The sequence below is a fragment of the Virgibacillus chiguensis genome (assembly GCF_900129865.1).
In the GTDB taxonomy this organism is placed as follows: domain Bacteria; phylum Bacillota; class Bacilli; order Bacillales; family Amphibacillaceae; genus Virgibacillus; species Virgibacillus chiguensis.
This window is the reverse complement of the sequence record NZ_FQXD01000007.1, coordinates 62,155-73,531: the sequence shown is the minus strand read 5'-3', so window position 1 is coordinate 73,531 and position 11,377 is coordinate 62,155. Positions and strand designations below refer to the sequence as shown.

The following is an 11,377-nucleotide window of genomic DNA, read 5'->3' as shown; positions in this document are numbered from 1 at the left end:
TTGTGTATGTCATTCATAATGGAAATGTCATTACCGAAGAAACAATCTTGGAAAATTATGCCGTCGTGGTAGAAGGGGATACAATTCAAGCGATCGTTCCTGAAGCAGAAATTGATAACTACGCCCATGCTGAAAAAATAAATGCCAATGGGGGTTTTATTTCTCCAGGATTTATTGATATTCATTCGGATTATATTGAAACTCTTGCTTCGCCAAGGCCGACCAGTGTGATGGATTTTAATATTAGTTTAAGAGAAGCAGAGAAGATTTTGGTTGGGCATGGTATTACAACGATGTTCCACTCGCTATCGTTTTATCGAGAAGATGCGTTTGACCATAAACCTATCCGTCAGCCTGAAAATGTCCAACGTATGGTAGATGCCATTGCAAACACGCATCATGAGCTACATTTAATCCGTCATCGCCTACATGCGCGGTTTGAAATTGACAATATTTTGGAAGTCGATCGGTTAATCCGCAATATGGAAGCAGATAAGGTCCACTTGCTATCGTTTATGGATCATACACCTGGGCAAGGGCAATACCGTGATTTAGAAGTGTATAGGGAAACATTACAAGGCTACCGTAATTTATCTAACGAGGCTGTACAAACCATTATTCAAGAACGACAAAACGTCGAGTGTATGACCATTGAACGTATGCAGGAGGTTGCTGAGTTAGCTATATCCAAAGGGATAGCCGTGGCTTCACATGATGATGATAATGTGGATAAGCTGCACCTTGTGCAATCATTTGGCACAACGATTAGCGAATTTCCAATTACGATGGAAATTGCGAAAAAGGCGAAGGAACTGGGACTGAAGACAATAGCTGGTGCTCCTAACGTATTACTTGGCGGTTCACATTCCGGCAATTTGTCAGCTGCTGAAGCAATTAAAGAAGATTGTATTGATATTTTATGCAGCGATTATTACCCGGCGGCCTTACTGCACGCTATCTTTTCTTTAAGTGAAAACGACGGAAATAATTTGCATGACATGTTTATGAAAGTCACGTTGAATCCTGCTAAAGCTGTACGAATGGATGATGAAATTGGTTCCATTAAACCGGGTAAAAAAGCAGATATGCTAGTGATTGAACGAATGGATGATGGCTATCCTATGTTAACAGCGACGATGGTAAACGGCGCCTTAATCACGACGACAAATTATCGAATGAATTAATGTAAAGGAGGCTCTTGGTAATGACAATGCTGCAAGTAAAAGATTTTGGCAAACGATTTACAATTCATCACTTGGGAAAAACGAGGCAAGCAGTGGAGCATATTCAGTTTTCATTGGAGCAGGGAGAGTTTCTTGGGATTGTTGGTAAAAGTGGTAGTGGTAAATCAACGATCTTAAAAAGCATCTATCGTACTTACCGTCCCGATGAGGGAAGTATGATTTATCATTCTGCGCGCTATGGGTTCATTGATTTAACGGATGCAACAGAGCGAGAAATTCTTTACTTACGTAAGCATGAAATCGGCTATGTGTCGCAATTTTTAAATGTAATGCCACGGACAACATCGCGGGAGCTTGTGGAGAAAGCATTGTTGGAAATGGGAGCAACAGAACAGGCAGCTAAAATAGAAGCAGAAAAGGCGTTAACGCATTTTGAGCTAGATCCAAAACTTTGGGACCATTATCCAAATACATTTTCTGGGGGAGAAAAGCTACGGTTAAATATTGCCATGGCAACGGTGAAGAAGCCTCGCCTGTTATTACTTGATGAGCCAACAGCCAGTTTGGATCAGCAATCGAAAATAAAAGTACGTGAAATCATTGAAAAATTGAAAGCAAGTGGAACGACGTTAGTTGGTATTTTTCACGACATCGAATTTATGGATGGCTTATGTGATCATGTGTTTGATATGCAATTCAGTCAAGATAAATTTGTGAAAGAAGGCGTTATTGATGAAAGCTGACCTGCATGTGCATAGCACGTATTCCGATGGTTCGGAACACGTAGCAAGGGTATTGGAGCGGGCAGCGAAAAATGGCGTTTCGCAAATGAGCTTTGTGGATCACGATAGCATTGATGGCTTAAACGAAAAACAAGCTTTAGGGAAAGCATATGGCATTGAAGTCATTCCCGGAATTGAAATCTCAGCCTATGATTTTAAACGAGATCGTAAAGTGCATATCCTTGGCTATGATTATTACCGAGATGCCAAGAACATAGAGGCACTCTGTAAAACGGTGCGCAATAGAAGGCAGGCGCATACGCTTTGGCAAATCGAGCAAATAAATCAACAAGCTTATCCAATTAATTCACAAACCATCATCGAAATGGCACGGCCAAGTAGAACGATTTACAAGCAGCATGTGATGCAGCAAATTACATCAGCCGCATACGAATCGGATCTTTATCAAGCACTATACCGCAAACTTTTTAAAGGGGAAGGTCCAGCATCTGGTGATATCGAATATGTAGACGCATTTCTTGCTGTAGAAGCAGTTGTAGCTGATGGTGGTATCGCTGTTGTTGCCCACCCTGGACAACTCGATTCTTATGAGCTTATTCCCGAACTTGTCGAAGTTGGCTTGGGCGGTATTGAACGCAATCACCCTGATCACACAGCAGAAGATCATCAACGGGTTGAGGATTTAGCTCACACCTATGATTTGATTATGACTGGTGGGACGGACTACCATGGTAGTTTTGGCATGCCAATAGAAGTAGGGGAAATTACAAGTCCTTCTTTTCTGAGTCGTTCGTTAATAGATTGACTTTCTTCAATAAGAGCTACAATGACCCATATGTTTAGCGGTTTGTTTTAAGCGAAAAAGAAAAGCTGACTTATGAGTCTTTATGACGAGGCAGCCGTTGATCCCGGATATAAGGTGCTGTAAGCCTTCCACTTCAAGAATTGGAGATGTGAGCGCTGAACAAGTGTAAGTGGGAGTAACAGAATCTAAATTATCCATTCAATTAGAGGCTTTTAGCTCGTGCTAAACAAACAGTGGGGAAGGAAGTCTCGCTGATTAATAATGTACTTTATCTTATAATGTAAACAATGTTAATTTATTAAATTTCATGTAAATATATTGTAAATATAAACTCTATTCAATTATTTTATGTTTTAATAGTAAGGAAAAGATGGCAAGCTACCCATAGGGAGGAAATATTCACTTATTCGTGCAAACGAAAACGAAAAATTGCTTTATCAACTAATCTATGAATATGAAGGAGCGTTAACATGAAAAAGACGTTAACTAGATTTGGTGTTTTGCTTTTATTAGCTGTATTTGCTGTTGGTTGTTCGGAAGGAAACGCTAGTACGGAAGAGGAAAAAACAGAAGTAGATGATGTGATTGATGTTGTATGGTATCCAAATGAGTCGGGAGAAGATTTGAAATCATCTCGTGATGAAATTGGTAAAGTGATCGCTGATGCTACTGGAAAAGAAGTAGAGCACCACTTAACAACAGATTATGCGATTGCAATTGAGACGTTAGTGAATAATAACGCAGATATAGCATTCATGGGTGCACAAGGTTATATTGAAGCGAATGAAAATAACGATGCAGTGCAGCCTATCGTCGTTCCAACTGGTCCTTCTGGTACGTTAGACGATGCTGTTTATCATAGCTGGTTAGCTGTCAATGTGGATGACCAAGAAAATTATAAACAAGATGGTGAATATTCTCTAGATACGATAGCAGATAAGAAATTTTCTTTCGTTTCTAACAGCTCCACTTCTGGTTTTAAAGTACCATCAGCTGGTATTCTTTCCCACTTCACAGAGCAAGAGGAGTACAAAGATTTAACCGAAGAAGATTTAATGGAAGGCGGCCCTCTATTCTCACAAGTACTGTTTGGTAACTCCCACCAAGGTTCAGCGGTAAATTTATTAGATGGAAATGCCGATGTAGCAGCGTTTTGTGATACATGTGTAGAAAACTATGTAGAAGTAGCTGAAGGAGAAGAAAATGAAGTTGGCTCTATTTATAAAGTGAAAGACGACGCAGAACAACCTTTTAATAAAGTAGCAGGAAAAGAATTTACGTTAATGAGTGTAACGCCAGTGCTTAATGCGCCATTTGCCGCAAATATGGATACATTAGGTGAAGAAGATTTTAAAAAGCTTCAAGAAGCTTTGACCTCCGATGAAGTTGCGAGTAATGAAGGTATTTTTGTTCCAGAAGACGCTGAGCAATCGGCATTATTCTTTAAAACAGATAAAGAACGCTTTGCACCAGCAGAAGATGATTGGTTTGACCCTATTCGTGAACTTCAATAAACAAGTTTTCAATCAAGTGGGGGGGAAATTATCCCCCGCTAATTGTTAGTACCAAAGGCATAACTTAACAAACTCTTATAAAAAAAGAAGTTGTGATGCTGTTACCTTACTTATACGCATTTTTGTACAATAGGAAAATTTTAGGTTTTCGTATAAGAGCGCAATATAGGTGGAAGACGTGATGATAAATTTAGTTTTTCTAAATATGTTTAGCTAAAAGAAGCGGAGGGATTCTCTGCTCACATTATGGGAGGGAGCCTATTCATGGCACTTTTACAAATTGCAAGACTAAGTAAGTCGTACGATAACGAGACGAAGGTATTAAAAGATATTTCTTTTTCCGTAAAGGCTGGAGAATTTGTTTCTATTATCGGTCCATCTGGTGCAGGGAAATCTACTTTATTACGCTGTGTGAATCAGATGGTACCTATTAGTAGCGGGGAAGTGATCTTTGATAACGCCCCTGTGACACAATTGAAAAAACGTGCACTACGCCAATTGCGTACAAACATTGGAATGGTGTTTCAACATTATAATTTAGTTCCACGTTTAACAGTAATTGAAAATGTGCTGCATGGACGATTAGGCTATAAGACGACTTTGCAAGGCATCATGAGCCGTTTTACAGAAAAAGAAAAAGAGCAAGCTTTTTATCTGCTTCGCAAGCTTGGCATTGAAGAACATGCGTATAAGCGTTGTGATCAGTTAAGTGGAGGACAGCAGCAACGAGTTGGCATTGCCCGTGCATTGATTCAAGGTCCGAAACTTGTTCTTTGTGATGAGCCGATTGCGTCACTTGATCCAAACTCTTCGAAAATTATTATGGATCATTTAAAGTCAATTACTTCCGAGCTAGGCATTACTTGTCTTGTCAATTTGCATCAAGTGGAAGTCGCACAACAATATTCAGATCGCATTATCGGTTTAAATCAGGGAGAAGTTGTATTTGATGGAACCAATTATCAGCTGACCGAGGAGAAAACGAATCGTATTTATGGAACGGAAATGCGAGAATTAATAACAGTGTGAGGGGAAATGGTCGTGAGTGAAAAGGTAATGCAAAAACGAAAATGGCAAATGACGATAGCATTAATCATTATTATTGCCATTACGTATTTATCTGCAGCAATAACGAAATTTAATTTCATAGATGGATTAGTAGCTTTTCCAGAAGCAATTGGTTGGATGTTTTCGAATCTACTTATAACGCAAGAATCGTTAGAGAAGCTACCGACTATTTTAGATAAGCTTGTGGAGACCATTTTCATGTCAATTGCAGCAACGACAACGGCTGCAGTTGTTTCCATTTTCCTTGGTATTATGGGATCAAAAACAACGAGCATCAATGGATTTTTAAGTACATTTGCCCGGTTTATTGCTTCCGTATCTCGTAATATACCTGTTGTTGCTTGGGCGCTTATTTTATTACTTTCCTTTGGTCAAAATTCATTAACGGGGTATTTAGCGTTATTTGTAGGAACAGTTGGCTTTTTAACGAGAGCTTTTATTGAGTCCATTGATGAAGCAAGCCATAGTGCGGTGGAGGCTTTAACAGCTACAGGTGCCACTTATTTTCATATTGTAAATAAAGCCGTCATCCCACAAAGCTTACCGCAAATGATTAGTTGGATATTATTTATGATTGAAACGAATATTCGTAGCGCCACCTTAGTAGGTATTTTAACAGGGACAGGTATTGGCTATACATTTGATATGTATTATAAATCGATGAATTACAATGTCGTTGCTCTCGTTACCTTTAGCATTGTAATCGCCGTAATTATCATTGAGTTGATGTCAAACTATATACGGAAGGTGATTATGTAATGGAAACAGTAGCGAACCCTACGTATATGAAGCGAAAGAGAAATGGACGTATTTCTATTAAAGCTGGAAGTAAATCGGAACGCGTTATCCGTCTGACAATGATGTTGCTTTTTGTTTTAACCGTTACTGCATTTCTGCTTTTTGATTACACAGGGTTGGAGTTATGGACCGCCATTGTAGAAACGGGACAAAACTTAAAAGTGATGTTTTTTGAACCAGCGCTAAATCATTTTACTTGGGCAGAAGCGTTTTATCAAGTTGGGGTTACCCTTGGTCTTGCTGTTTTGTCTACGATTATTGGTGCTGTTATTGCGTTCTTTTTAGCGCTTATGGCTGCAACTAATTTATCAAAGGAATGGGTGACGAAGGTTGTTCGTGTTATTGTCGCTTTTATTCGAGCGGTTCCAACTGTATTATGGGTACTTATTTTTGCCATTGCTGCTGGACTCGGAAGTGAAGCTGCCGTTTTAGGAATGTTGTTTCATTCCATTGCGTATCTTGTAAAAGCTTTTTCAGAGGCGTTTGAAGAAGTGGATAAAGGTATTCTAGAAGCATTAAGAGCGACAGGTTCAAGCTGGTGGCATGTTGTAATACACGGTATTATGCCTTCCACGTTTACATATATATTATCTTGGACTTTCCTCCGTTTTGAAATCAATTTTGCTGTCGCAGTTGCTATGGGAGCTGCTGCCGGAGCTGGCGGTATTGGCTTTGAATTATTTATGGCTTCAGGATTCTATTTTGATCTTAGCGAAGTTGGATTCATTACGTACGCTATCCTGATCATTGCGATTATTTTAGAAGTGTTTTCCACCCAATTAAAAAATCGCTATTTCCCATCTAGCGTACGGAATTAGACGTCTTAACCGACGGAGCTCTTGCGTCGGTTTTTACTTGTCTTTTTTGAACATTATTATTGAAATAATAAACATATTTATAATGGAGGCAATTAGAGCAGATGTACCTATGAAGGCAAGATTCATTCCGCTAAAACCAGCTTCCTTAAAGCTAACAAATAGTAAAATCATACTAAGTAAGCTACAAATAATAGGAAGAACTATTTTTTTATCTTTAAGCAACATACTTAATACATATATAATACAGCCATGTATTAGCGTTAGAACTATAAACTCATCAACTCCTTCCATTATTTACCCCCCTATATCCTAATCTCTGTATCTATAATATGTGGTAACAGGAATTTGGAATTTAACCTATTATAACCCAGAAAAGATATCTATTGAAATGCATCTGCTACATATTTTATGCTATATATATAGGGAAACTAAAATGAATGGGGAGCTTATTTCATAACCGTGTTTAGATGCCATTTTCTAACTATATAGTTCTGAATATTCCGTTATTAACGTTCGTGTTGCTTCACTAGAACAAGACGATTTTACGCCGAAGCTAGAAACACATGCCATATTTTTTGGGGGGAAGATATCAAGGAATATAAGATACAAGGTGAAAATCAACTACTACAAGCTATAAATTCATTGCATGTAGAATGGCAACTGCCTTCCGATGAGTAAACGATCTGTTAACAAATAGGTGGAGATTAGCCAACTTGCTAAAAAATGCGTTCAAATAGATTGTAAACTTTAGGAGATCATTGAACCATTTTGGAAATCAATGAAACACAAGCTGAGTTGTTCTTCTCGAACAGTTAAAGAAAGTGTGTTCTACTACACAGCATGAGCTAACTTGCGCTTCCTTACATCCGATGCAATTTAATAGGCAAGGAATCATAAAGTATGTGCCTGCATAGGCTATAGTAATTGAGCACTGGATGGAGGAATGACATGGATATTCTTAACAAAGTAAAGCAGTATCGAGAAGAAGAACAGCAGTTAAAGTGGGAAGGGACATTTGGGGAGTATTTAGACATCATTAAACAACGTCCAGAAGTAGCGCAAACTGCTCATTCACGAATTTATAATATGATTAAAAGTGCAGGTATTACGGAACGAGATAGCAAAAGAATGTATGAATTTTTTGGTGAAGAAATATTTGGTTTGGAAGAAGCAATTGAGCGGCTTGTAGAAGAATATTTTCACCCTGCAGCGAAACGGCTCGATGTACGTAAACGTATTTTATTATTAATGGGACCCGTAAGTGGTGGGAAATCAACGATTGTTACGATGCTAAAGCGGGGATTAGAAAAATATTCACGTACAGATGAGGGAGCGGTTTATGCGATAAAAGGTTGCCCCATGCAGGAAGATCCTCTCCATCTAATTCCACCGCATTTACGCCAAGAATTTTTGGAGGAATATGGCATACGCATTGAAGGAAGTTTATCACCGCTAAATACGATGCGATTGGAAAAGGAATATAATGGAAAAATAGAGGATGTACGCGTAGAACGTATTTTTTTCTCTGAGGATAAACGGGTAGGGATTGGTACGTTTAGCCCGTCTGATCCAAAGTCACAAGACATTGCAGATTTAACTGGAAGCATTGATTTTTCTACCATTGCAGAATACGGTTCAGAATCAGATCCACGAGCTTATCGATTTGATGGGGAATTGAACAAAGCGAATCGAGGGATGATGGAATTTCAAGAAATGCTTAAGTGTGATGAGAAATTTTTATGGCATTTATTATCCTTGACGCAGGAAGGGAATTTTAAAGCGGGTAGGTTTGCGCTGATCAGTGCAGATGAATTAATTGTCGCCCATACAAATGAGGCGGAATATCGCTCTTTTATTGCGAACCAAAAAAATGAAGCCTTGCATTCACGAATTATCGTGATGCCGATACCGTACAATTTAAAAGTTAGCGAAGAAGAAAGGATTTATCAAAAAATGATTCGTGAAAGCGATATGGCTCATGTCCATATTGCGCCACATGCATTAAGAGTAGCTGCTATTTTTTCTATTTTAACGAGATTGGAAGATTCAAAGAAACCGGGTGTGGATTTAATTAAAAAAATGCGTCTGTATGACGGTGAAAGTGTAGAAGGGTATAATCAAGCAGATGTGGATGAGCTAAAGGATGAATTTCCGGTCGAAGGGATGAATGGGATTGATCCCCGTTATGTTATCAATCGTATTTCCTCTGCAATTATTCGTAAAGAAGTCCCAGCAATTAATGCTTTAGATGTGCTCCGTTCCTTAAAAGAAGGACTTAGTCAGCACCCGTCTATTTCGGATGATGATAAGGAAACGTATATGAATTATATTTCGGTTGCTAGAAAGGAATACGATGAAATAGCTAAGAAGGAAGTGCAAAAAGCGTTTGTATATTCCTATGAAGAGTCAGCGAAAACATTAATGGATAACTATTTAGATAATGTAGAAGCGTACTGCAATAAAAATAAGTTAAAAGATCCCCTGACTGGGGAAGAGATGAATCCGGATGAAAAGTTAATGCGTTCTATTGAGGAACAGATTGGTATTTCGGAGAATGCTAAAAAAACGTTTCGTGAAGAGATCCTCATTCGAATATCGGCGTTTGCTCGCAAAGGGAAGCGATTCGATTACAACTCTCATGAGCGATTGCGTGAAGCGATTCAGAAAAAATTGTTTGCTGATTTAAAAGATGTTGTTAAAATAACGACGTCTTCTAAAACGCCAGACGAATCGCAGCTAAAGAAGATTAATGAAGTCATTGCTCGCCTAATTGATGAATACGGCTATAATTCCGTATCAGCGAATGAGTTGCTTCGTTATGTAGGCAGTTTGTTGAATAGGTAGTGGTCGATGAATAAAGGCATCCTCTTTTACCAAAACGAAGAGGGTGCTTTTGTTATCTAGAGCTTTATATTATTCGATACACAATGATTTTTCGATAAGCTACTTTTTCTAATATAGGAACGTATAAAAGTGTAAAGGTTTATAGTATAAGAAAAATTACTCATAAAACTTGATGACAAGCCAAGTTTTTCTAATAAGCTTTATAAAATAAATTATGTCCAAACAGTCAAAATAATGCAATAATATTACCCTTCATGCATAGGATATAGAAACGTATTACTAGTTTGAATAATACGAAGGAGGGGATGCGATGCATGAGGAAAAAGGAAATTTTGTCGTTTCAAAGGAAAATTGGTCCCTCCATCGCAAAGGTTACCAAGACCAAACGCGTCATATGGATAAGGTGAAGGAAGCGATAAAAAATAACTTGCCTGATTTAGTAAGTGAAGAAAATATTATTATGTCTGATGGGAAACAAGTGATGAAAATCCCCATTCGATCATTAGATGAGTATAAAATTCGTTATAACTACGATAAAACGAAACAAGTAGGACAGGGAAAAGGGGATAGTAAAGTTGGTGATATTATAGCTAGAGCACCTGGCGGCGATGGTCAGGCGGCTGGGAAAGGAAAAAAAGCGGGCGATCAGCCAGGGGCAGATTACTATGAAGCAGAAGTATCCTTAGAAGAAATTGAGCACGCCCTATTTCAACAGTTGGAGCTCCCCAATCTACAAGAAAAGGAACAAGCTGAGATCATAACGGAAAAAACAGAATTTAATGATGTACGTAAGAAAGGGTTAATGGGAAATATAGATAAGAAGCGCACTATTTTAACAGCGATCAAGCGTAATGCTACAGAAGGAAGACCAGGAATTACGCCAATATATGAGGATGATTTGCGATTTAAAACATGGAATGATATAACAAAACCAGAGTCTAAAGCGGTCGTTTTAGCTATGATGGATACAAGTGCTTCGATGGGGATTTTTGAAAAGTATGTAGCCAGAAGTTTCTTCTTTTGGATGACGAGGTTTTTACGTACAAAATATGAAACAGTGGATATTGAATTTATTGCCCACCATACAGAAGCAAAAGTTGTGTCAGAGGGAGATTTTTTTTCCAAAGGAGAGAGCGGTGGCACCATATGTTCTTCTGCTTATTTAAAAGCATTGGAACTTATCAAAAAAACGTATTCTCCTTCACGCTATAATATTTATCCCGTTCATTTTTCAGATGGAGAGAATATGACCTCTGATAATCCGTTATGTATAGAGCTGGTAGAAGAGTTAATGCGTTTTTCAAGTATGTTTGGTTACGGAGAGGTGAACACTTTTCACAGGAGATCGACGTTAATGCGTACGTTTGACCAATTGGATAATCCAAAATTTCGCTATTATATCGTAAAAGAGAAAAAAGATATTTATGAGGCGCTAAAGGCGTTTTTCACCCAACAAGTTGTAACAGCACAAACGTAAGGAAAAACAATATAGATATTGTGTTGCATTTCCAGTGCATAAAACGGTAATTGCTGTTTGTGCACTGGCTTTTTATTTCGGATCTTTCTGTTGTTAGGAAACTTGCTATGAAGCGCATTGTATCTG

10 protein-coding genes are annotated in these 11,377 nt (G+C 38.3%); 9 read left to right on the top strand and 1 reads right to left on the bottom strand.

Annotation, left to right across the window (positions count from 1 at the left end; genetic code table 11):
* The first annotated feature begins 2 nt into the window (after positions 1 to 2).
* The 7 genes from phnM (at position 3) to BUB45_RS09725 (ending at position 6,930) form a co-directional block, all read left to right on the top strand.
* Positions 3 to 1,184 carry a phosphonate metabolism protein PhnM gene (gene phnM, locus BUB45_RS09755; protein WP_073008080.1) on the top strand — a complete coding sequence of 394 codons (1,182 nt, stop codon included), beginning with the start codon at positions 3 to 5 and terminating at the stop codon, positions 1,182 to 1,184.
* A gap of 20 nt (positions 1,185 to 1,204) precedes the next feature.
* The gene (gene phnL / locus BUB45_RS09750) at positions 1,205 to 1,927 is read left to right on the top strand and encodes a phosphonate C-P lyase system protein PhnL (protein WP_073008077.1); all 723 of its coding nucleotides are present in this window, start codon (positions 1,205 to 1,207) and stop codon (positions 1,925 to 1,927) included.
* Positions 1,917 to 2,732, top strand: coding sequence for a PHP domain-containing protein (locus tag BUB45_RS09745; protein ID WP_073008074.1), 816 nt, complete (start codon positions 1,917 to 1,919; stop codon positions 2,730 to 2,732). Before phnL ends, BUB45_RS09745 begins: the two co-directional genes overlap by 11 nt.
* Positions 2,733 to 3,202: 470 nt before the next feature.
* On the top strand, positions 3,203 to 4,246 hold the full coding sequence (locus BUB45_RS09740) for a PhnD/SsuA/transferrin family substrate-binding protein (protein ID WP_073008071.1): 1,044 nt from the start codon (positions 3,203 to 3,205) through the stop codon (positions 4,244 to 4,246).
* Positions 4,247 to 4,510: 264 nt separating this feature from the next.
* Positions 4,511 to 5,275 carry a phosphonate ABC transporter ATP-binding protein gene (phnC, locus tag BUB45_RS09735; RefSeq protein ID WP_073008068.1) on the top strand — a complete coding sequence of 255 codons (765 nt, stop codon included), beginning with the start codon at positions 4,511 to 4,513 and terminating at the stop codon, positions 5,273 to 5,275.
* Between the two features lie 12 nt (positions 5,276 to 5,287).
* Positions 5,288 to 6,073 (top strand): phosphonate ABC transporter, permease protein PhnE, encoded by a 786-nt coding sequence (gene phnE / locus BUB45_RS09730; RefSeq protein ID WP_073008065.1) that lies wholly within the window; start codon positions 5,288 to 5,290, stop codon positions 6,071 to 6,073.
* Complete coding sequence (locus BUB45_RS09725) at positions 6,073 to 6,930, top strand: PhnE/PtxC family ABC transporter permease (RefSeq protein WP_073008042.1); 858 nt, start codon at positions 6,073 to 6,075, stop codon at positions 6,928 to 6,930. The genes phnE and BUB45_RS09725 overlap by 1 nt, the downstream gene beginning before the upstream one ends.
* A gap of 33 nt (positions 6,931 to 6,963) precedes the next feature.
* On the opposite strand, the gene BUB45_RS09720 is transcribed toward BUB45_RS09725, so the two are convergent.
* Complete coding sequence (locus BUB45_RS09720) at positions 6,964 to 7,221, bottom strand: hypothetical protein (RefSeq protein WP_073008039.1); 258 nt, start codon at positions 7,219 to 7,221, stop codon at positions 6,964 to 6,966.
* Between the two features lie 657 nt (positions 7,222 to 7,878).
* Here BUB45_RS09720 and BUB45_RS09715 point away from each other — a divergent pair.
* Positions 7,879 to 9,774 carry a PrkA family serine protein kinase gene (locus tag BUB45_RS09715; RefSeq protein WP_073008036.1) on the top strand — a complete coding sequence of 632 codons (1,896 nt, stop codon included), beginning with the start codon at positions 7,879 to 7,881 and terminating at the stop codon, positions 9,772 to 9,774.
* Positions 9,775 to 10,084: 310 nt separating this feature from the next.
* Positions 10,085 to 11,251 carry a sporulation protein YhbH gene (gene yhbH, locus BUB45_RS09710; RefSeq protein WP_073008033.1) on the top strand — a complete coding sequence of 389 codons (1,167 nt, stop codon included), beginning with the start codon at positions 10,085 to 10,087 and terminating at the stop codon, positions 11,249 to 11,251.
* The last annotated feature ends 126 nt before the right edge of the window (positions 11,252 to 11,377 follow it).

Coding starts and splice junctions, on each gene's coding strand:
- BUB45_RS09740 (WP_073008071.1), top strand. CDS start 3,203: ATGAAAAAGACGTTAACTAGATTTGGTGTTTTGCTTTTATTAGCTGTA.
- yhbH (WP_073008033.1), top strand. CDS start 10,085: ATGCATGAGGAAAAAGGAAATTTTGTCGTTTCAAAGGAAAATTGGTCC.
- BUB45_RS09745 (WP_073008074.1), top strand. CDS start 1,917: ATGAAAGCTGACCTGCATGTGCATAGCACGTATTCCGATGGTTCGGAA.
- BUB45_RS09720 (WP_073008039.1), bottom strand. CDS start 7,221: ATGGAAGGAGTTGATGAGTTTATAGTTCTAACGCTAATACATGGCTGT.
- phnL (WP_073008077.1), top strand. CDS start 1,205: ATGACAATGCTGCAAGTAAAAGATTTTGGCAAACGATTTACAATTCAT.
- BUB45_RS09725 (WP_073008042.1), top strand. CDS start 6,073: ATGGAAACAGTAGCGAACCCTACGTATATGAAGCGAAAGAGAAATGGA.
- phnC (WP_073008068.1), top strand. CDS start 4,511: ATGGCACTTTTACAAATTGCAAGACTAAGTAAGTCGTACGATAACGAG.
- BUB45_RS09715 (WP_073008036.1), top strand. CDS start 7,879: ATGGATATTCTTAACAAAGTAAAGCAGTATCGAGAAGAAGAACAGCAG.